The organism is Paenibacillus thalictri (assembly GCF_004307995.1).
GTDB classification, from domain to species: domain Bacteria; phylum Bacillota; class Bacilli; order Paenibacillales; family NBRC-103111; genus Paenibacillus_AF; species Paenibacillus_AF thalictri.
The window spans coordinates 57,385-78,132 of record NZ_SIRE01000039.1; the positions used below are offsets into that span (position 1 = coordinate 57,385).

General features: G+C 50.0%; 16 protein-coding genes, 5 tRNA genes and 1 pseudogene. 5 read left to right on the forward strand and 17 right to left on the reverse strand.

The genetic code is table 11. From position 1 onward, the window contains the following. Positions 1–33 precede the first annotated feature (33 nt). The 3 genes from tkt to EYB31_RS36415 all read right to left on the reverse strand — a co-directional run bounded on the left by tkt (position 34) and on the right by EYB31_RS36415 (position 4,294). Positions 34–2,046 carry a transketolase gene (gene tkt, locus EYB31_RS36405; protein ID WP_131018481.1) on the reverse strand — a complete coding sequence of 671 codons (2,013 nt, stop codon included), beginning with the start codon at positions 2,044–2,046 and terminating at the stop codon, positions 34–36. A 164-nt stretch (positions 2,047–2,210) separates the two neighbouring features. Further along, positions 2,211–3,107, reverse strand: a complete 897-nt coding sequence (gene purU, locus EYB31_RS36410; RefSeq protein WP_240763188.1) for a formyltetrahydrofolate deformylase — start codon at positions 3,105–3,107, stop codon at positions 2,211–2,213. Positions 3,108–3,166: 59 nt separating this feature from the next. Continuing rightward, positions 3,167–4,294: a deoxyribonuclease IV gene (locus EYB31_RS36415; RefSeq protein WP_131018495.1), complete on the reverse strand. Its 1,128-nt coding sequence runs from the start codon at positions 4,292–4,294 to the stop codon at positions 3,167–3,169. A 225-nt stretch (positions 4,295–4,519) separates the two neighbouring features. On the opposite strand from EYB31_RS36415, the gene EYB31_RS36420 reads away from it, so the two are divergent. Further along, a complete protein-coding gene (locus EYB31_RS36420; RefSeq protein ID WP_131018482.1) occupies positions 4,520–4,948 on the forward strand; it encodes a DUF2621 domain-containing protein in 429 nt (142 codons plus the stop codon). An 81-nt stretch (positions 4,949–5,029) separates the two neighbouring features. Here the strand turns inward: EYB31_RS36420 and EYB31_RS36425 are convergent, their stop codons facing one another. The 9 genes from EYB31_RS36425 to EYB31_RS36465 all read right to left on the reverse strand — a co-directional run bounded on the left by EYB31_RS36425 (position 5,030) and on the right by EYB31_RS36465 (position 10,874). Continuing rightward, entirely contained in the window at positions 5,030–6,388 is a 1,359-nt protein-coding gene (locus tag EYB31_RS36425) for an S-layer homology domain-containing protein (protein ID WP_131018483.1), read from the reverse strand. A 385-nt stretch (positions 6,389–6,773) separates the two neighbouring features. Continuing rightward, positions 6,774–7,943, reverse strand: a complete 1,170-nt coding sequence (locus EYB31_RS36430) for a DNA sulfur modification protein DndB (protein WP_131018484.1) — start codon at positions 7,941–7,943, stop codon at positions 6,774–6,776. Next, complete coding sequence (locus EYB31_RS36435) at positions 7,943–9,091, reverse strand: DNA sulfur modification protein DndB (RefSeq protein WP_131018485.1); 1,149 nt, start codon at positions 9,089–9,091, stop codon at positions 7,943–7,945. Before EYB31_RS36435 ends, EYB31_RS36430 begins: the two co-directional genes overlap by 1 nt. 450 nt (positions 9,092–9,541) lie before the next feature. Continuing rightward, positions 9,542–9,624, reverse strand: a tRNA-Leu gene (locus EYB31_RS36440). A 13-nt stretch (positions 9,625–9,637) separates the two neighbouring features. Beyond that, a tRNA-Lys gene (locus tag EYB31_RS36445) sits at positions 9,638–9,710 on the reverse strand. 58 nt (positions 9,711–9,768) lie between these two features. Beyond that, positions 9,769–9,843 (reverse strand) — tRNA-Glu (locus EYB31_RS36450). A gap of 371 nt (positions 9,844–10,214) precedes the next feature. Next, positions 10,215–10,302 (reverse strand) — tRNA-Ser (locus EYB31_RS36455). 5 nt (positions 10,303–10,307) lie between these two features. Further along, positions 10,308–10,383 (reverse strand) — tRNA-Asn (locus EYB31_RS36460). A 17-nt stretch (positions 10,384–10,400) separates the two neighbouring features. Beyond that, a complete protein-coding gene (locus EYB31_RS36465; RefSeq protein WP_131018486.1) occupies positions 10,401–10,874 on the reverse strand; it encodes a SprT family protein in 474 nt (157 codons plus the stop codon). Between the two features lie 121 nt (positions 10,875–10,995). On the opposite strand from EYB31_RS36465, the gene EYB31_RS36470 reads away from it, so the two are divergent. Continuing rightward, on the forward strand, positions 10,996–11,352 hold the full coding sequence (locus EYB31_RS36470) for a hydrolase/acyltransferase (RefSeq protein ID WP_131018487.1): 357 nt from the start codon (positions 10,996–10,998) through the stop codon (positions 11,350–11,352). A 163-nt stretch (positions 11,353–11,515) separates the two neighbouring features. Continuing rightward, positions 11,516–11,662, forward strand: a complete 147-nt coding sequence (gene cmpA / locus EYB31_RS36475) for a cortex morphogenetic protein CmpA (RefSeq protein WP_131018496.1) — start codon at positions 11,516–11,518, stop codon at positions 11,660–11,662. A 201-nt stretch (positions 11,663–11,863) separates the two neighbouring features. On the opposite strand, the gene EYB31_RS36480 is transcribed toward cmpA, so the two are convergent. The 5 genes and pseudogenes from EYB31_RS36480 to EYB31_RS41715 all read right to left on the reverse strand — a co-directional run. After that, on the reverse strand, positions 11,864–14,074 hold the full coding sequence (locus tag EYB31_RS36480) for a Tex family protein (RefSeq protein WP_131018497.1): 2,211 nt from the start codon (positions 14,072–14,074) through the stop codon (positions 11,864–11,866). A 183-nt stretch (positions 14,075–14,257) separates the two neighbouring features. Then, positions 14,258–14,608 (reverse strand): type II toxin-antitoxin system PemK/MazF family toxin, encoded by a 351-nt coding sequence (locus tag EYB31_RS36485; protein ID WP_131018488.1) that lies wholly within the window; start codon positions 14,606–14,608, stop codon positions 14,258–14,260. Positions 14,609–14,611: 3 nt separating this feature from the next. Continuing rightward, positions 14,612–14,893: a CopG family ribbon-helix-helix protein gene (locus EYB31_RS36490; protein WP_131018489.1), complete on the reverse strand. Its 282-nt coding sequence runs from the start codon at positions 14,891–14,893 to the stop codon at positions 14,612–14,614. A 436-nt stretch (positions 14,894–15,329) separates the two neighbouring features. Continuing rightward, positions 15,330–16,517, reverse strand: a complete 1,188-nt coding sequence (gene alr, locus EYB31_RS36495) for an alanine racemase (RefSeq protein WP_131018490.1) — start codon at positions 16,515–16,517, stop codon at positions 15,330–15,332. Between the two features lie 1,748 nt (positions 16,518–18,265). After that, positions 18,266–18,895 (reverse strand): annotated as a pseudogene (locus EYB31_RS41715) (LolA family protein); the annotation flags it as partial. 158 nt (positions 18,896–19,053) lie between these two features. On the opposite strand from EYB31_RS41715, the gene EYB31_RS36505 reads away from it, so the two are divergent. Further along, positions 19,054–20,010: a PfkB family carbohydrate kinase gene (locus tag EYB31_RS36505; RefSeq protein WP_131018491.1), complete on the forward strand. Its 957-nt coding sequence runs from the start codon at positions 19,054–19,056 to the stop codon at positions 20,008–20,010. Positions 20,011–20,658: 648 nt separating this feature from the next. Further along, the gene (locus EYB31_RS41640; protein WP_131018498.1) at positions 20,659–20,718 is read left to right on the forward strand and encodes a KxYKxGKxW signal peptide domain-containing protein; all 60 of its coding nucleotides are present in this window, start codon (positions 20,659–20,661) and stop codon (positions 20,716–20,718) included. The last annotated feature ends 30 nt before the right edge of the window (positions 20,719–20,748 follow it).

The window sequence follows — 20,748 nt, forward strand, 5'->3', positions numbered from 1 at the left end:
GCTTATTCCCCTTTATATAAACTTGCGTATAGGTTACTTCAACAGTTGTTTCACTTGAGCGATTACGTTTTCGACCGTGAAGCCATACTCCTTGATTACAACGGGTCCCGGACCGGATGCGCCGAATTTGTTGATGGCCAGCACTGCGCCTTGGTCTCCAACATAACGGTCCCAGCCAAACGGATGGCCCATTTCAACAGCCAATCGAGCTTTCACCTCAGGCAAAATGACCGAATCCTTGTATTCTTGCGATTGTTTATCGAACAGCTCCCAGCTTGGCATACTGATGACACGCACAGCGATGCCTTCTTCAGCCAATTGTTTCTGAGCGCCTACAGCAAGCTGCACTTCGGTACCGGTAGCGATAATTTGCGCTTGCGGCTTTCCGTTTGCCGCATCGGACAATACGTATGCACCGCGCAGCAAGCCTTCTGCCGCGTTGCTCGAACCTTCCAGCTTCGGAGCCGCTTGGCGGGAGTAAATGAGCGCTACAGGGCCTTTTTTATTGGCAACCGCATATTTCCAAGCAGCAGCCGTTTCGTTGCCGTCTGCAGGACGAATGACCGTGATGCCGGGAATTACGCGTAATGCACTGAGTTGTTCGATCGGCTCGTGTGTTGGTCCGTCTTCGCCTACACCGATACTATCGTGCGTGAACACGTAGATCGCAGGCACGTTTTGAATCGCGGCAAGACGGATCGCCGGGCGTAAATAGTCGGAGAACACAAAAAATGTGCCGCCGAACACTTTCAAGCCGCCGTGCAGCAGCATGCCGTTGACCGCCGCGCCCATACCGAATTCGCGAACGCCGAAGTAAATGTTGCGGCCGCTGTAATCTTTCGGCTCCATTCTGCCGGTGTTGTTCAGATGCGTCATCGTGGAGGACTCCAGATCCGCGGAACCACCGACAAGGGACGGTACATTTTTGGCAATTGCGTTCAACACAGCACCCGAAGCGGTACGTGTGCCTTTCGAGGCATCGGCATCAACCGGGATGTCTTTATCCCAGCCCTCAGGCAACTCGCCTGCAGCAGCCAGTTCAAACTGCTTGGCCAGTTCCGGATAAGCCTTGGCATAATCGGAGAGCATTTGCTTCCATTCAGCCTCCGCTTGAATGCCGCGTTGTTTCGCTTCGTTAAAATGAGCATAGACTTCAGCAGGCACGTGGAAATGCTGATCTTCGGCCCAGCCATATGCTTTCTTGGTTAATGCAACTTCGTCCGCGCCAAGCGGAGAACCGTGAGGCCCTACATGTCCGCCTTTACCCGCTTTATTCGGGCTGCCATAACCGATAATCGTCTTAACTTCAATTAATGTCGGACGGCTGTGGTCGGCTTGCGCTTCCAGCACCGCCTTATGCAGCGCATCGAGATCGTTCCCGTCTTCTACGCGCAAATACTGCCAGCCGTAACCTTCGAAACGGCTTTTCGCCCGTTCGCTGAACGACAGGTTCAGTTCGCCGTCGAGCGAGATGTCGTTGGAATCATACAACACGATCAGCTTGCCCAAGTTTTGGTGGCCTGCCAGCGATGCAGACTCGCTGGAGATCCCCTCCATCAGGTCGCCATCGCCGCAAATCACATATGTGTAATGGTCGATCACTTTATAATTGTCTTTATTGTAAACGGCGGACAGATGCGCTTCCGCAAGTGCCATACCAACGCCCATGCCGAAACCTTGTCCAAGCGGACCTGTCGTGGCGTCAACGCCGGCCGTATGTCCTACTTCAGGATGTCCCGGTGTCAGACTGCCCCATTGGCGGAACTGTTTCAGCTCCTCCATCGGCAAGTCGTAGCCGCTCAGGTGCAAGATGCTGTACAACAGCATCGAACCATGCCCTGCAGACAAAACAAAACGGTCTCGATTGATCCACTGCGGATTCTCCGGATTGTGCTTCATTACGCGGGCGTACAGCTCATACCCCATTGGCGCTGCGCCCATCGGCATCCCCGGATGTCCGGAGTTGGCTTTCTGTACGGCATCGATCGACAATGTCCGGATCGTATCGATAGAAAGCTGTTCAATCGATTTGTTGACAACTGTCATTCTTTGTGACCTCCCGAAAATATGAATTTGAACCATGTTACCCAGCGTGACTTTGAAAATGTTCACGTGTGCTTTCAATAAAACCCATAACGAACCACTTGCATTATTGTACCACTACAAGTGGAAGTTTACCACAATAACCAGGCTCGCCGTTATGATTTTTGCTAGTTAAACACAACCGTTTTGTTGTGGTGTACGATAATGCGGTCCTCGACGTGCCAGGAAACCGCACGCGCCAGCACGATCCGTTCGATGTGCCGGCCGATCCGTTTTAATTCGTCCACATTGTCGCGGTGAGTGACACGTTGAACGTCCTGGTCGATGATCGGTCCGGCATCCAATTCTTCCGTAACATAATGAGCCGTAGCCCCAATGATTTTCACACCGCGCTTAAATGCCTGAGCATACGGGCTTGCGCCGACAAACGCAGGCAAGAAGGAATGATGGATATTAATGATGCGGCCCGGGAAATACTCAATGAACTTGGGTGAAATGATCTGCATGTACCGCGCCAAAATAATCGCGTCCACTTGGCCGACGAGAAGCTCGAGCTGCTTCCGTTCCGCTTCCTCCTTCGTATTGGCGGTCACCGGAATATGGTAATAAGGGATACCGAACGATTCTACAATCCCCTGCATATCGGGATGATTACTGATGACCATGGAAATATCGGCATCCAGATCGCCCGCCTGCCATTGCCACAGCAATTCCAGCAGGCAGTGATCTTCTTTGGAAACAAATACGGCCAGACGCTTTTTGCGGCTTGCTTTCACCAAGCTCCATTTCATTTGGAATACATTCGCGGATTCGGCAAAATCGGACTTCAGCTGTGCAATTCGCTCATCCAAACGTTCCAAATCAAATTCGATCCGCATGAAGAACATACCGCCCTCCGGATCCATCGTATATTGGTCGGATTGGACGATATTTGCGCCGTGCTCGAACAGAAATTGCGAGACGGCGGCAACAATCCCCGGTTGATCGGGGCATGAAATGAGCATCCGGGCCCGGTTCGGGATCGATTTCTTGTTGGGCACAGCCTGCTTCATACTAGGTGTCATAGCGATGTCATTCTCCTTTGTTTTATACAGCTCGTGCTAAATACTCAAACCCGCTTCGCTTATACCGTCTGCAAGACGTGCTTGCCGGCAAACCATGCGGTCAAACGTTGATTAATCTGTTCTTCGCTTAGATCGGCTAACACATTTTCAGCGGCAATCATGTCGTAAAGACGTTCCATCGGTTCGCGTCCGTCCGCTTTTTTGGCTTTGGCATCGTTCTTTAAGACGTCCCACGTCTGCAGCACATACTCGCGGGGATCCAGCTCCTGCTTGCTGAAGAAATGGTGCAGCCGCTCCACGTGATCCAAGAAATCCGTTCCGAAACGTTCTGCCGCTTTGCCGGTCAGCAGCGCAATTTCCGCTTCGTACATCGGACGTTGCGTTTTATCGTCTTTGCCGATCCACGGCGTTTCAAGAATCATCGGCACACGCTGCAGCTTTTCGTGCTGCACAACGCGCTGCATCGCATCAAAGCCGATCCAGCCCGAACCGACCGGCGCATGGCGGTCCTTGGACGCTCCACGCGGATTTTTGCTGTCGTTTAAGTGAAGCACGGCAATCCGGTTCAGCCCAACGACTTGATCGAACTTTTCCAGTACGCCGTCCAAATCGTTAATGAGATCGTATCCCGCATCATGCACGTGGCATGTATCGAAGCAAACGGTAAGCCTCTCGTTATCCTTCACCTTGTCGATAATCTGCGCAATCTCCTCAAAGCTGCGCCCAATTTCCGTGCCTTTGCCGGCCATCGTTTCCAAGGCGATGTTCACCTGCGTATCGCTGGTCCCGGCAAGCACTTCGTTTAAGCCCTCTGCAATACGCGCGATGCCGTACTCCGCATCCTTGTCCGTATAAGCGCCGGGATGCAGCACAATGTTGCGCACGCCGAGATAGTCGGTGCGGCGGATTTCTTCCTGCAAGAACCGGACGGCCAGCTCAAATGTATCTTCTTTGTACGATCCAAGATTAATGATGTACGGAGCATGCACAATGATCTCGTCAATGCCATGCTCGCCCATCAGCTTTTTGCCTTCCTCGATATATTGCGTTTCAATCGGCTTGCGCCGGGTATTTTGCGGTGCGCCGGTGTATATCATAAATGTGCCTGAGCCGTAGGATATCGCCTCCTCGGCAGCATTCAGCAGCCCCTTATCAGAAAACGAAACGTGGGAACCCATTTTCACCATGATACTCGACTCCTTCATTAGTGCGCCAGCTTCACTGGCCGCGAAATCGCCTTGATTAAGTCTGCTCAAACAGCGGACTATTTGAAAACATCCTTGCAAGGCACTGTTTCTATTTTACTAGGAAAGTCGCAAGAAATCTAGAAATCGGGTATAATTCTAATAATAGACTTTATCAGGTTGTTCAACCGGACAGTCAGATTACAATAAATGGAGTGAATCCTTACCATGGTCAATCCGGGTTTCATGTGGTTTATATTGTTTTGGGTGTTTGTATTGCTGTTTGCCATGTCCGTGGGCGGCTTTTTCATGTTCCGCAAATTCCTCAAGGTGCTGCCGAAAGCCGACGGCAAGTCCAAGCTGGATTGGCAAAATCACTATGTCGAAGCTTCGCGTCACTTATGGACCGATGACTCGAAGACGTTCCTCGATCAACTGGTATCTCCCGTGCCGACGCCATTTCGCGACATTGCCAAACATTCGATCGCTGCCAGAATCGGGCAGGTCGCTCTGGAGGACAACGCCGGCGAGGTCACCCGCGAACACTGTCTGCGAGGATACATCCTGGCCACGCCGAAACGTGATTACAAGAGCCTTACTTCTTTTCTCGAGAAAAACGACATCGATTACAGCGCCCATAAGCATCTGCTGCAATAGCAGCGCGAAAATCCAGCATAGAAAAGCCGCCCGGGTTCACATGTGATCCCGGGCGGCTTTTTTCATGACTGCTGGGTTTCGTCATTTCTTCTTGGTCTTAGGCGGCAGCTCCTTATAGAGCTGCGCAGATAACGTTACGCTGAAGTCGCCAATTTTATTCAAATTGGGGTCGCGCCATTTCGTCTTGATTCCTACCGACGTTCTGCCGTCCACCGGCAAGGTTAGCGGAAGTTCCTCCATTTTGGCAAAACCCAACTGCCCGTCAACGGACACCCATAAATCGACCTTTTCCTTCGATTTCAGCGTGATCACCAGATACTTGCTGTCTCCAACGTCTACGCCTGTCTCAATCTCTCCATCTTTCATCAAGTCTTTGACAATGACGCCTTGATCGTCGAAATAATCTTTAATCGACATGTTGGACGGACTGCCCGGGTTGGTTGCGCCATAAGGGTCGTAGGAGCTCCCGTACCCGCCTGAACTGCCATATCCGCCGCCGGATGAAGTATAACCTCCCGTCCCGCTTCCGGATGAACCTCCCGGCGCATCGTTTAAGTAAATCGTCGAATAATCGCTTAACCAGCCGTTCAGATTCAAATAATTATAAATCCGGTCCAATATGGTCACGGCTTCCGCACGGGTAATTTTGTCTAACGGTCTGAAATACCCCGATTGATTCGCCGTCATGATCCCTGAAGATTGCAGACTGGCCAGCGCTGTCGCCTGATAATTGGAGAAGTCGTCCGTGCCGAGCCGGCAATCGCCCGCTCCACCGGACATGAACAATGTCATAAACACTCTGCTGTAATCGTCCGAGAACCCTCCGTTGCCCAAATACCGCCCGTCGCCTTTACGCGCATCGTCGTAATCCTCGGAATCGGTATAAATTTGGATGGGAACGTCTTTAAAACCCGATAACACACTGCAAATATCGCTCCCGGTTAATCTTCTGTCCATCAGCCTGTTGTCAAAAAAGCCATACAGCATTTGCGCCAGCTGCAGCCGCGTCAAAGCCGTCTCCGGACGGAAAGCAAGCTCGCCTCTCACGTTAAAACCATAGGTTCCTAGCGGGAAAGAATAATCATATATTTCGGAGATGTCCTTGTACGCCCAATGCTGGCTTGTGACATCGGCAAACCCGTCCAGCCGCTGCGCGCCCGCCGCGTTCAAGTTTGGCTTGTATTTGTCAAACAGACGCGCAATCATCGTCGTCCACTCAGCTTTGCTTACCGGACGGTCAGGATAAAAGCGCCCATCGGGAAAGCCGCTTAATACCCCTTTTTGCGCCATGGTATATATCGAGTTATAAGCCCAATTGTTTTTTTTCGGATCCACATCGGAAAATTTGACGTCGGCCGCTCCTATCGTAAGCGGAAATACGAGCAGTAGTCCCATAGATATAGCAAGCAAAGCCGAACTGAAGCGAAAAAGCCGATTCATACCCCTACCTCCGAATGTACATATTTACATTTATTTACGCCTTTTTCCTCGAAAAAGTTGCAGCTAGAACAAAACATACTCCCTTTAATATCGGAATGTCGGTGCTGATTGTTTACTGCAATTCGTCCTAAGCGCAAAAAAAGGCTCCCGCATGCAGCAGGGCCACTGAAAAAGTGAACGCTACATGAGCGAATCATGCTTCCGATCGCCAATTGTCCCTGAATTTCTTGAATGATACCTACTGAAGCAGGTGAAATTCGGGGACAAAAGCGAACGCTTCTCCAGCATGATTTCGCTCACTACGCTACTTTTTCAGTGGCCTCCATACAGCAGGGGCCTTTCTTCAAGCAATGCAATTTTCAATACAACATGAGGAAAGCGGATGTTATGCGCTAACTTCTTCCTCTTTGCGTTCCGCAAGCAAATCCTCAAACAGTTGAATGAGCTTCACATGTTTGCGCAACGATTTTTCGTGAATCATATTCAGCTTGCCGTTATCCAGCGTGCCAAAGCGCTCTACCAGCTGCTCATTCTCATGAGACCAGTCGAACCCTTCCAGAATGCGCAAGCAAGACGTCCATTCACGGTTATAACGGTCTTCCACGAACAAATACCGGTGTGCGAACATCGCGATGCTTTCCTGCACGACACGGCTGGAAGACGTGTATTGCGGGTTACCCGGCTGCTCCGGCATAAGCGGCAGAATCGTCGAGAAAAATTGATGCAGCATCTCGGTATAGATCGTCGGATCCTTTTTTACTTTACGAGTCAGCTCGTACGAGGTTTGCATTTTGCCGCTGAACAAAATGGTCGCCAGCGAATACAACCAGCTGAACGATGTAAAGTTCTTGTTGTATGCCGTCAGGTTCGCGCGTTTCTCCACACCCGCCCCTTTCAGGAACATATTGTGCTCTACGACTTGCTGAATCACGATATTGATCGGATCCACGGAGTCGAAAGAGTGGCCAATTTCTTTGCTGACCAGCTGCACCTTGGAGTTGATGTCGCCAAACAGCTGCTTTTCTTCTTCTTCGGTCAACCCGATATAAATTTGCACGGCCAATTCGCTTTCCATCAGTTCAAGACGGCGTCTTTCGATCTGGTTGACCAGACCTTCGACCTGCTCTACCTCGTCTCTGACTTCCTGATCCTCCGGACGTTTTCTTTGCTTGATTTTGAGCGCAGCCAGCTTTCTTTCGAAATTGCGCGATTCTTTCAGCAGCTGCTCATTAACAAATCCAAGCGCCAAAATCCGGTGCTGTCCGTCCAATACGCTCAATTTGGAGCCCGGGCGCAGCATCAGCGTTTCTTCCATCCGGGACAAGTTGCTGACTTCGCGAAGCGACAATGTCACAGGGCCGAAAAATACGCGTTCCAGCTCCCGTTCTTGCAAATAGTTGGATATTTTACGGCGTTGTCCCGTGCTGAGCTTACGCTGAACCATCGGATCGATCGCCGTATAGTTTAGCAAATCCTGCACTTTGACGGGAACCGTCGCCAAGCCAAATTTTTCACAAAACGGGTGAATCGTCATCCGTAGGGATAATCCATCCATTATACAGCATCCTCCTTAGAGCTTTCCGATGCGGAAATCAGCAGCAAGTTGTTTTCTTTGTAGAAATCTTTCAAATATTGATATGCCTTCATAATCCGGGATCTTCTTGGCAGACGGTCTTTCTCGTCCCCTTCATAGATCGCATCCCAGTTTACATGCGGCAAAATTTTCAGGGCGTGTTCCAGTTCATATTTATTAAACGTCGCGCTTTTCGTCGCCTCTTCATGAAAGAATAACGCCATGGCGATTTGCACGTTTTCCGACCAGCAAAGCAGCCCTTGCTCCGGTTGCGGCAAATATTTTAACAGTAGGTTGAAATAGTGCCCTGCCAGCTTCTGGTGCTCCTGCAGATCTTTATCCGTAAAATGATATCCGTTATTGCGGGCAGCCGATTTCAGACGGCCTTCGAACAAACCTGCCAATATTTCAATGAGCAAATGATAAGAGAACACATATTCAGGTCCTTTACCGCGCTCAGTGAACATATCGACCGAAATTTGACGCATCGCTTCTTCCTTCTCCGCGATACGGGTAGCCAAGACGTGATAGAACCGGCGCTGCTCGCGCAGTACAGCCAGATTGCCGCCGATTTTGCGGGGCAGCTTATTGATATCGGAGAAGAGCTGACGTTCTTGCTTCGCATCAATATCGAGATAGATCATAACCGACATCGGGAACGAATAGATTCTACGCATTTTTTCCGTAATTTCGTCCACACGGTCATATTCCCTGCGGTCTTTCGCCCGGGCCATCAAGCTTTGCATCGTTTCCATCATGCGGCGGAATGCGGCAAGCCGGTGCTGCCCGTCTACGACGTACAGCTTTTCAATCGCCTGCAGCCGGTATACGCGGTGTTCTTCGTCATATTCGCCTGCGCCTCTAGCCGATAAAATAATTCCCGGAAAATAGATTCCTTGATTGTTATCCAAATAAAGCATGATATAATCCATTAATTTGGACAAATTCTGCGGTACGATCGAACGTTGTACCTCGAGGTCTACCTCGTAAATCGAGAAGAGCTTGCTCATCGGTAAGGTTGTCGTGAGCGTGGTTTGACCGAAAGTCCGGGAAAGGACGCCGGGGATCTCAATAAATGAAGATGCCCTTTGGTCTGCAAGAAGCTCTGATAAAGAAGATACATGATCCATTGATAAATTCCCACCTTTTTCACATAATGCGCTTCGTCATTTCATCTCAGCAAAACATACTATTATTATCGATTATAGGTATATGTAATTCCCATTATACATAATCCACCTGTTTTAATGCTAATTTTAGCGTCATGTAACCGCTATTATATTCTTTTTTTTCCATTTTTGACAAATATCATTGTGTAAATATACAAATAAACGTAGGCTTTACAATATTCTCATTGTATGACCGGCATACAAGTATGTCAAAGGAAAGATCAGACACATCCCTTCTTCATTTGTGCGATACTTTGTTGCTTCCCCCAATTTCTCTATTGTACAACAGGGACGATAAAACGTCCAAAACAATGCGCCCTGCAAGCTCATCATGGTGTTTCCACGGGTACGCACCAAAAAGCCACTTCCTTTTCTGACGGAAAAGTAAGTGGCTTTGAACCTTCGATACAATGCGGTTGAGAGGACTCGAACCTCCACGAGCGTACGCCCACCACCCCCTCAAGATGGCGTGTCTGCCATTCCACCACAACCGCGTGGCGATTAACGTGAGCCATGTAGGACTCGAACCTACGACACCCTGATTAAAAGTCAGGTGCTCTACCAGCTGAGCTAATGGCTCTAAATATTTATGTGTTCAATCATTAAGGGCAATTAATTTGTACTTGCTTAAGGAATAATGGTGACCCGTAGGGGATTCGAACCCCTGTTACCTCCGTGAAAGGGAGGTGTCTTAACCCCTTGACCAACGGGCCGTGATGTCATTTTTTCAAGCCGCCTTTCAAAGCGACAAGTGTTATTATAGCAGGTTACCAACACGTTGACAAGCTCTTTTTTCAAAAAAATAATTCAGCTATTTATTCCCCTTCGCAAGGCGCTTTAGATCAAGCATTTCCCCTATTTTGCACGGGCTTATCCACCTGCCGGCAGACGCCTTTTGGGCCCCGATGTTGACCGCGCTCGGCGGGAACTGGCAATGAGCCAAACACGCAAACAGCGGCTATGTAGCCAATGCAATGGGCGTTTCATTTCCTATCGACGCTTATCCTCTGCTCGGGTTCTCATCCCGACCTCTCTCCTGATACGCAAAAAAACCGCCTTATCGGCGGTATCTTTTGCTTCTATACGGAGAGAGAGGGATTCGAACCCTCGCACCACTTACGCAGTCTAACCCCTTAGCAGAGGGTCCCCTTGAGCCACTTGGGTATCTCTCCAAACATGGCTCCCCGAACAGGACTCGAACCTGTGACAACTCGATTAACAGTCGAGTGCTCTACCGACTGAGCTATCAGGGAATGCAAATAAAAATATATCATGGCCGGGAAGACAAGTCAAGAGCATGGAGCTTTAATTTACCCCTGCATTTTCCACATGCGTACTTTTTTGGATCGAGTCGGCGCTTGCGCAAGTACTCGATGCCGCAGCTGGTGCAAACCAGCTTATAGCGGTACGGCTCCTTACGGGGAGCCGCGGGAAGCGCACGGCAGAACCTAGTGCCGCCAACCTGGGCAAGCAGGTTTTTAAAATCGGCGTCCCGGTGCTTGTACCCTCTTTTCATAATGTGTAGATGGTAGTGGCACAATTCGTGTTTGATGATTTTCTCCACGTCGTCCGGTCCGTATTGCTCATATTGCCGCCAGCTGATTTCAATGTCATGGGAACGGGTAAAGTAACGCCCGCCCGTCGATTGAAGCCTTTTGTTAAACCGCGCCTGATGCCGAAACGGCCGCCCAAACGACGAAAGCGAGACCCGCTCCACCCAGCTTTGCAATTCCCGATCATCCATCCGTAAATCCCACCTAAAGCCAAAGAAGTTTTATCAGCTTGTATTACTTGAATTGTAACCCGATCATAAGCTACACTGTCAAGTAGAAAGCTTGCGACGAGAGAAAAGAGGTTATTTTGCCATGTCCAAAATGAGGTTTGCGATCCTTCAGCTCGGAGACGCCATCGAGTTTGTGGAGCTCCCTTCGACTCATATGTACCAGCTCACTGCTTTAAATCAACGACTGCACAAAGAGTTGGCCAAACTGACCGCCAGCAATGTGCCCAATCTGCCTCGGCTCATCGCCGAATGCGATCAATTGGAAATCGTCAGCCCGCAAAACAGCATCATACACGGTCTGGAATACATTAATCAATTGGAACGCACATTTTCATCCATTCAAGAAAAGGAATATCCGCTCATATCGCTGCTTACCGAGATCCGCGCCCTTCAGGCGCAGCTGGAGCAATGGTACGAGGAGGAAGAGGAACTGGCCTAAGCCGCTTCGTTCCTTATCCGCTTGCTGCCGCGGACACGCACGTCTGAGCCCAAACCGCCATATGCTAATATCACGAATCTTATGTTCCGTAAAGGGGGCTGCAGCGATTTTCAGCCACCCCGGACGGCGCAAGCTAGCATGGTGGGAAGGGGTTGGAGGCAATATGCCGCAGTGGCTCTGCAATCAATTGATGAGAGCTTTTCAAAGCAAAAACCGCCGGCAAATCCGGCTGTTGAACGACTGCTGGTTTTTTTACCGCACCCGCAAAACGGGTACCGATGCCGATGAATCGTCTTCATTCTTACGATGAACTAAAAAAGAGCATGATGCAGATCCCGCCGATCTGTCTCATGCTCTTTCTTAATTTTCCGCCGCCCGCAGATCGCCGGATCGCCGGATCGCTGCTTGACCCTCCACTCGTCAGACCCCTTGATGTGTCGCTTCTTATTGCTCAAGTGATCCACAGGTGATGCGCGACAGCGCGTTAGTGTTAGCGGTCAAACTCACAACGTTACGGTTTTTTCATCGTCAAACCGACGCGCCCCTTCTTTAAATCCACATTTAATACCCATACGGTCACGGTATCGCCGACGGATACGACATCCATCGGATGTTTAACATAAGAATCGCTTAGCTGCGAAATATGGACAAGACCGTCGTTTTTAATCCCGATATCGACAAAAGCGCCAAAATCGATTACGTTGCGCACGGTACCGTGCAGCTCCATACCGGGAACCAGATCCTCGATCTGCAGCACATCCGTGCGGAAAATCGGCTTAGGCAGCTCATCGCGCGGGTCCCGCCCAGGACGCTGCAAGCTGTCCAGAATATCCCTTAAAGTAGGCACACCTACTCCCAGCTTGACCGCCACGTTCTCCGTCTCCAGCTGCTGAAGCAGCTGCTTCAGCCTCTCCGAGCCCAGCTCGGCAAGCTCCAGCTTCAGCTCTTTAAACAGCTTGTCCACCACATCGTAAGATTCGGGATGGATCGGCGTGTTGTCCAGCGGATTCTTGCCGTCTCCGATACGCAGGAAACCGACACACTGCTCGTATGCTTTAGCTCCAAGACGGGGCACCTTCTGCAATTCCTTGCGGCTGACGAACTTCCCGTTTTCCTCCCGGTACTTAACGATATTTTTGGCGAGCGTGCTGTTCACCCCGGAAACATAAGAAAGCAGCGACGGCGATGCTGTATTCACATCCACTCCGACATGGTTTACCGCCGATTCGACCACTCCGCCGAGGCTTTCTTCCAGCCTTTTTTGCGATACGTCATGCTGATATTGGCCGACGCCTATCGATTTTGGATCGATTTTGACCAGCTCCGCAAGCGGGTCCTGCAGCCGTCTGGCAATCGAGATCGCGCTGCGCTCTGCCACATCGAGGTCGGGGAATTCCGTTTGCGCCAGTTTGGAAGCGGAATAAACGCTTGCGCCGGCTTCGTTTACGATCAAATACTGAAGCTTTTTGCCGCTGCTCACAGCAAACTCGCCGATAAAATCGGCCACGAACTGTTCGGTTTCCCGGGAAGCCGTGCCGTTGCCGATGACTACCGTGTCGATGCGATATTTTTCGACAAGCTGCCGAAATTTCTGTTTTGCTTCCGTCACCTTATTGTTGGGAGGCGTCGGGTATGTAACGGCCACCTCCAGCATTTTGCCGGTATCGTCGACAACGGCCAATTTGCAGCCGGTGCGGTATGCGGGATCGACGCCTAATACGATTTTACCTTTGACCGGAGGCTGGAGCAGCAGGTTGCGCAAATTCTCACTGAACACCTGGATCGCCTTCTCTTCGGCCTTCTCGGAAAGCTCGCCCCGAACCTCTCGTTCAATGGAAGGCGCGATCAGCCGTTTGTAAGCATCCTCCATAACAGCGGTCAGCGTATCTTTGACCACGGAATTTCCTTTTATGTACTGTCTCGACATGTATTCGTGAATCTTGTCCACAGGAACCTCAAGGTTCACCTTAAGCACTTCTTCCCGCTCCCCGCGGTTAATCGCCAGAATACGGTGGGACGGAAGCTTGCGTACTGGCTCCTGGTATTGGTAGTACATTTCGTACACCGATTCTTGGTCTTTGTTTTTGGCTTCCGTCTGCATAATCGCATGATCGTGAGTATATCTGCGTACCCAAGCCCTGACTTTAGCGTCATCGGCGACGATTTCCGCGATAATGTCCATAGCCCCCTGTACAGCTTCTTCTATACGCTGAACGCCTTTCTCCGCGTTGATATACGCTTCTGCTTCTTTTTCCAGGTTCCCTTGCCGAGGCTGGCTTAAAATCCATTCAGAAAGCGGCTCCAGCCCTTTTTCTTTGGCTACGCTGGCGCGTGTTTTGCGTTTTTGCCTGTAAGGCCGGTACAGGTCCTCGACCTCCTGCAGCTTCACGGACTGACCTATCGCGGCACGCAGCTCCTCGGTTAGTTTTCCCTGCTCGTCGATCAGCCGGATAACTTCCTGCTTGCGGGATTCCAGATTCCGCAAGTAGCCCAGACGCTCCTCAATGTCGCGCAGTTGGTTCTCGTCGAGCTCTCCGGTCATCTCTTTACGGTACCTGGCGATAAAAGGTATCGTGTTGCCCTCGTCCAGCAGGCCGATTGTTGTCCGCACCTTGCCGACGGCAAGCTGCAATTCGGCTGCAACCTGCTTGAGGATCCGCTCCTGTATGGCCGCTTTCATTTCCTCCGTTAATTCCGCTGCGTTCTGTCCATCTTCTAACATTGCCGGTTCCTTTGCCATTCGCCGCATCCTCTCCTTCACTTTCATGAACTGCTTGTCTGCCGCAAGGATTGGTAGTAGAAATGCACATGCATGTACCTGACTTGCACGCCATCACCCGCAGCCATTTGCAGACAAACCAAAAAACGAGGACACCTCGGCACCCTCGCCTCCATTCCGTGCATATTAAAATTCTATCAAACCTACGCTGATCTGCAAAGCATCGTCGACTTTTCGCATTGTTTCTTCGTCCAAATGGGTAATTTTATCCGTCAGACGCTGCTTATCAATCGTCCGGATCTGCTCCAGCAGAATCACGGAATCCCTGTCGAATCCATGAGACTCCGCATCAATCTCTACATGAGTAGGAAGCTTCGCCTTCTGAATTTGCGCTGTAATCGCAGCTACAATCACAGTTGGGCTGAAGCGATTGCCGATATCGTTTTGAATGACCAGAACGGGCCGTACTCCTCCCTGCTCCGAGCCAACAACCGGTGAAAGATCTGCGAAAAACACATCGCCGCGCTTAACAATCAATGGTTACACCCCACTAACTAAACGATCAAGAGTGTTGTCCGCTTCTTCCTCCGCCAAAAATGCCTCCGAAGCCATGTGCAGGTTGATTTTGGCCATTTCCATATAACCGCGCTGCATCGATTCCCGAAGATGGCGTTTTTTACGCTCCAGTAAGTACAGCTTCATGGCTTGCCTGATAAATTCACTGCGGTTGGAGTTTTCCTTCTCCACTATGCCGTCCACTTCCTGAAGCAGATAGTCCGGCAAGCTAATCATAATACGTTTCGTGTTCTGAGCATTGGCCACTCGTCTCGCACCCCCAAAAAATACCCAAGGCAATATTACCATTATGGATCATTGCAAACAATTCTATACAAGAATAAATATATGCGCACCGTATTGCAAGTATGTTATACAGTTCCTCATCAAGGCGGTATTAGTCATCTTACATATTCGCGGGAAATACGGAAAATCCTTTCGAAAAACCGCATTTTCCTTGCAGGTAAATATTTCTTGATGATAAAATACACATTCAGTCCCGAAGTTCCGGTTTATGTCTGGATAAACTTAACAGTATCAATTTGGGCTGTCAGTTCTGAACTAACGCTCCGAAAAATAAATTCAGCAGCCTTTGGCTCTAATATTAACTTTGACGCGACACGTGTCTCTCGGATCCCGCGTACGTTGAAAAGCGCCCTAAACAAAAGGAACCCAATCTCCTCAAAACAGTCGCTGTAGCTCCTTAAGAAAGCCGTTTAAGCAGCGGATTGACGGTTTCCACAACCTGGCCTCCGTTGACATACACACGCGGCACCCGGTGCGAAACCATGCAAGTAATTTCATATTTGATGGTTCCCAAAAGCGAGGCCAGTTCTTCCGCCGTCACTACTTCATCGCCCTGTCTGCCCAAAATGACAACTTCGTCTTCCATACAGACATCTGCAAAGCCGGTTACATTCATCATGCATTGGTCCATGCAGATTTTGCCGACGATCGGAGCGCGGCGTCCTTGAATCAAGGCGCTCACCTTGCCTGACAGCATCCGCGAGAATCCGTCCGCGTAGCCGATCGGCAGCGTCGCGAGCTGCTCCTCTTGCTGGGTATAATAGGCCACGCCATAGCTGACTCCGGAACCTGCGGGTACGTCTTTGACCATGACAACCGCCGTTTTAATGCTCATTACAGGCTCCAAAGGGATTAGCTGATGATTCACTTCCTCTGAAGGGTACAGACCGTACATGCTGATGCCCAGCCTAACCATATTAAAGGTAAGCTCCGGCGTATCGATCGCCGTTGCGCTATTGCCGGCATGTACCAAAGGAAATTGAACGCCTTTAGCTGCAAAATAGTCAATCACCCGTTTAAAACGCGAATGCTGCTGCAGCGTGTACGTTTTGTCTTCCTCGTCCGCGCAAGCGTAATGGGTAAACACGCCTTCCACCAGCACACCGGGAATTCGGCTTGCCCGCTCGATAAAAGCGATCGCTTCAGTCTCCGTAGTCAATCCCAGTCGGTTCATGCCGGAATCGATCTTAATATGCATCTTCAGCGGTCTGTCCGCAAAAAAGCCTTCCGAGTCCAGCTGCTCAGCGGCCTCAAGCAGATTCGGAGTATATACGTTTAGTGTAATATCGTGTTCGTAGGCACTGGCTATTCCTTCGGGAGCCGTGTAGCCCAGCACCAGAATAGGAGCCGTGATGCCTCCTCTTCGCAGTTCCAAGCCTTCATCCAAAAATGCGACAGCGATATATTCAACACCGCAAGCGATCGCTGTCTTGCTGACTTCTATCGCTCCATGGCCATAGGCGTCCGCTTTGACGACCGCCATCTTTTTAATATGAGGAGGCAATACGTTCTGAAAAGCCAAAATGTTGCTGCGCAGCGCATCGAGCGATATTTCCACCCGTGTCGGCCGGTAATACGGATCCATGCTGACTCACCTTCTTTTAACCTGTAGGGAGACGTAACGTAATGTATCTATTCGCCGGTCTCGTTTTCAATAACAGCCTATCGTTCCGATTCCGCTTCATGTTCAGCATTGCTACAGAGCCCATGACAAAATAAGCGCAAGCTTATTTATGGTTCGTAGGCTGCTTTTTTTGCAATGGGGCCAGTTTGTAGCTGGATTGGATCAGGCCAGTTCGTCGATATGCTAGACATGCTATATCGTCGACATACTAATTGCAGCGTAACATCCATTTCTAACACGCGTGATCGCAAGTGCCCGTTGCGGCGCTGCACGGCAGTCGGTCGAACCCTACGCGGGTGACTATATAACGGAAAGTGTTACCCCGCCTCACTGAACACCTGCCTCGCTGAAAATCGGAAGGGAAGCCCTCTTGTGGGAGGCACTTCCCTTCCATAATGTTAATGGGTTACCATACCGCTGTCAATGAACTTTATGCGAAAAACAGCCTGAAATATGATCCTTTTTTCGCCATCTGAGGTGGATTTAGAGAATATGCAGATGAGGTGGAAATCGGAGGGAGAGATTATGACAAAAAGGCACTTCCTACTCCACCTTTGCCTTGTGGTGTAAGAGGTGCCTTTCCTGGCGATACCGCTCCATACGTGCAGGGATATATTCCGCTATGCAAGTTGTATCCCTTACTTCCCGGATTGATCCTCCAGTGCTTGAGCTACTTTAATCATTTCATTCAGCGGCAGATCTCCGGTGGAAAGTCTGAACTCGACACCATCGGATGTCCACATCATCGTTTTCTTCTCATCCCCGGTAATGACAGCGAGTGTAAACCCGAGATCCACAATATCTCCCGGCAGCGACGATACGGTTTGCGCTTGCGGCATCGATTCAACCAAGGTGTAGTTGAATTTGCCGGAGTAGCGCAGCATAACGGCCATCTCTTCGCCTAACTTCATATCACGGATATCTTGCTTTTTCACACCGGAAGGGATGTAGGACGGTTCAAGGACGCCAAACTGCGGTTTCGCTGCCGCCGCGGCGGCTTTTGATGCATCTGCGCCAGCCCCTGGTGCCGGTTTAGCTGCATCTTTTGCGCTTGCTTGCGGTTGAGCCGCTGTACCGGGAGCCGTTTTGGATGCATTGGTTCCATTAGTGCCTGCAGCACCATTGCCCGTACCCTGAGCCGCTGTGTTCCCTGTAACGGCTCCATTTGCGCCCGTGGCAGTCGCACCGGTTGTATTGCCCGTCGCAGCAGATACGGGGGATCCAGACGCCCCAGAAGCGCCTGTAGCAGCTCCTGTGGTTCCACCGGCTGTTGCATCCTTAGGCGAGCCTGAAGCTGCGCCTGGTGTAGTTCCTGAGGCGTTAGCTCCTGCCGCACCTTGTGTATTCCCACCCGTTGGCGAAGCTGCGCCTGGAGCGGATGTATTTGCTTTATTTGTGGAGCTCTGAGCATTAGCGCCTGTGGTTCCGGCAGGGTTTTGTCCATTTGCTACACTGCTGGTATTTTGTCCAGCTGCGCCTTTTGCATCGGTGCTTGCCGCTCCCGCGGCACCTTGTGTTTTGCCATCTGCCGCGCCTGTAGCGCTCGATGAGCTTGCACCTGTTGCTGCCGTACCTTGTTTATTCGTACCCGCTGCACCTGCAGCACCGTTACCGGTTGCCGCTTTTGCATCCGTACTCGCCTGAGGCGTCTTATTTTGCGCCGTATTATCCGCCGCTTTCCCCATGGTTGGCATTAATTGAATATTATAGCTTGTCATATTCCGCTGCATATCAAAAGAATCTTTTTCAAACTTCTTGCCAAATTGGAAATCTTTAAAGTCCACAATAACCATCACGTTCGAATTCGCATCAGACACCTCTACGTGCTGCGGTGCCAAACTCTTTTTATTCAGCCAAACTTTTTGACGTGCCAAAGATCCGTTCTGGTAGTTGGCCTGTACATCAAATACATAAGCATCCTTGTCCGCCGTAAATTGGCGTTCGTTATCCATTAAAATGCTTTGTGCGAGCGATTGGAACAAATACACTTGTCCTTGATTTTCCGGCCAGTCGCTTTGGAAGCGGAAGCTTTTATTCAAATGAGGCGTGAGCACGAATACCCCGTCATCGTTGCGCAGCACGATTTGCGTAATATCCTTCTTCTCGTTGGTCAACGAGATCCGGTAATAATGGGGCGCTTGGTAGCTGACCTCCACTCCGTACTCCTGAGGTTCCAGTCCCGTATGCAATACCATTTTGCCCGTACCGTGATAGCTGTCGAGCTTGTTCATCACCTTGTCCAAATCTTTAACCACCGACGTTGAATCCTTCTTGCCGCACCCTGCCAGCACAACGGCCAAACACATCACGATGGCTACGACCCATGTGATCCGTCGCATTTGCTCATCCCCTTCATCGACATATTAACATTCACTGATAACATGTCTATGTGGGGACTTGTTCGATTATGCAGACAAGTTTGGGCATGTACGATATGAATTATTGGTTGTATAATAGACGTATCATCTTTACAAAATCATTAAGGAGATTACATAGAATGACAACTCTTGTGTCTGTGATCGGCACTATTTTTGTCGATTGCAAAGGTTTTGCCAAAGAAAGCTACAATCCGTTCGGACGCAATTTGGGCAGCATCCAATTCGTTCACGGCGGCGTTTCCCGCAATGTTGTGGAAAATTTGGCCAACCTTGATTTATCAACCGCTTTTGTTTCTACAGTAGACGATTCCGGTTTAGGGGAAGAAATCAGCAAACGCCTCAAAGATGCCGGTGTAGCCCTAGACTATACGCAACGCACGCCAAGTGAAGGCATGGGCATGTGGCTGGCCGTTCTGAATGAAAATGGCGACCTGGTCGGTTCCATCTCGCAAATGCCTAACCTTATAACGCTGCAAAACCTTATCACTCAGCGCGGCGAAGAGATCGTCAAAAATTCTTCCCATCTTGTTCTCGAAATGGATCTTAACGATCAGATCTCCTGTCAAGTACTGTCCATTGCAGAGCAATGGAATAAACCTGTATTTGGCATTCCCGGCAATATGGATGTAATCATGAGCCATCCGGAGCTGCTCGGCAAACTGGAGTGTTTTATATGCAATCATATAGAAGCGGAAAAATTGGTCTCCGCCGACTTTAATTCCTTGGATACGACCGGTCGGATCGCCGCTCTGAAAAAATACGTAGACGCCTCTACGCTCAAATCCATGGTTGTCACTTTGGGAGCAGACGGTTCTATCTATTATGACAGCCGTACCCAAGAATCCGGGTATCAGCCGGTATTCCCCGTGCAAGTCGTCGATTCAAGCGGCGCAGGCGACGCATTCTTTTCGGGTACAGTGATGGGGCTTGTACGTGGCTTATCGTTGAGCGAGGCTGTCATCTGCGGCACGAAGGTAGCCGGCTGGACGATTGAGTCGAAGGAGAATAACTGCAGGGAGCTTCGGGAGAAGACACGGGGTGATGTGGTGTTTCAGGGGTTGTTGGTGGGGAGGTAAGAGAAACTTCCATTGAAGTTTCTTAAGGATAAACTTTGAATGAAATTTTTCTAATATATAAACGAGATCTGTCAAAAACGTCATGAGACCCTCCCCACTTTAAATTAATATTCTCTTTCATTAACCGAATGAGCTTCCCATACAAGGCTACAATGGATTGTTTCTTCTTTAGCGGGTTCTGAATACGTTAGGTGTAATAATGGTGTAGCGCTTTAAACTCTGCGTTTTTCGCCACCATAGGCATTACCGCACGAAACAGTAAAGCTCGAAGTCGGGATGGTCTTCGTAATCGTGGATTTGCCCTTTCTCTTACCGAAGCTGTTCTCTTAGATTAAAGCCCATAAGGTTGTATAATCTGCCTGCCATGATCATAGCCTTGAAAACACCGACTTCGGTCAAAAATCCACCCAAGGTAACCATCCCGACTCCCGAAACGGTGAGCATTTCTTCCGTACTAGGAATTGGCCCAAGGATGCCCTTATTCTGTCGGGTAAGCTGTGGTATTGTTCCAGCAAACCTTCAACTCAATCCTGGTCGCTATTAACCCCTCGGTAAGACCGATAGAGCCCCGAGCAGCTTGAACAACCAGCTATTGGGATGAGCTAACCACTTGGAGGTGGACTGGCTCAAAAAAAAATCTGGCCTCAAATGAACCCTTGGAAGTCCGGAAAGCGATGGTTGAGCGCGGCTATATCGAGATCACAGTGAAACGTCAGGCAGATCTGCTCAGTGTGAACA

Coding starts and splice junctions, on each gene's coding strand:
- EYB31_RS36470 (WP_131018487.1), top strand. CDS start 10,996: ATGTCCAAAATGAGGTTTGCGATCCTTCAGCTCGGAGACGCCATCGAG.
- EYB31_RS36415 (WP_131018495.1), bottom strand. CDS start 4,294: ATGGTGAAAATGGGTTCCCACGTTTCGTTTTCTGATAAGGGGCTGCTG.
- EYB31_RS36505 (WP_131018491.1), top strand. CDS start 19,054: ATGACAACTCTTGTGTCTGTGATCGGCACTATTTTTGTCGATTGCAAA.
- EYB31_RS36430 (WP_131018484.1), bottom strand. CDS start 7,943: ATGGATGGATTATCCCTACGGATGACGATTCACCCGTTTTGTGAAAAA.
- EYB31_RS36420 (WP_131018482.1), top strand. CDS start 4,520: ATGGTCAATCCGGGTTTCATGTGGTTTATATTGTTTTGGGTGTTTGTA.
- purU (WP_240763188.1), bottom strand. CDS start 3,107: ATGACACCTAGTATGAAGCAGGCTGTGCCCAACAAGAAATCGATCCCG.
- EYB31_RS36480 (WP_131018497.1), bottom strand. CDS start 14,074: ATGTTAGAAGATGGACAGAACGCAGCGGAATTAACGGAGGAAATGAAA.
- EYB31_RS36425 (WP_131018483.1), bottom strand. CDS start 6,388: ATGAATCGGCTTTTTCGCTTCAGTTCGGCTTTGCTTGCTATATCTATG.
- cmpA (WP_131018496.1), top strand. CDS start 11,516: ATGCCGCAGTGGCTCTGCAATCAATTGATGAGAGCTTTTCAAAGCAAA.
- EYB31_RS36465 (WP_131018486.1), bottom strand. CDS start 10,874: ATGGATGATCGGGAATTGCAAAGCTGGGTGGAGCGGGTCTCGCTTTCG.
- alr (WP_131018490.1), bottom strand. CDS start 16,517: ATGGATCCGTATTACCGGCCGACACGGGTGGAAATATCGCTCGATGCG.
- EYB31_RS36435 (WP_131018485.1), bottom strand. CDS start 9,091: ATGGATCATGTATCTTCTTTATCAGAGCTTCTTGCAGACCAAAGGGCA.
- tkt (WP_131018481.1), bottom strand. CDS start 2,046: ATGACAGTTGTCAACAAATCGATTGAACAGCTTTCTATCGATACGATC.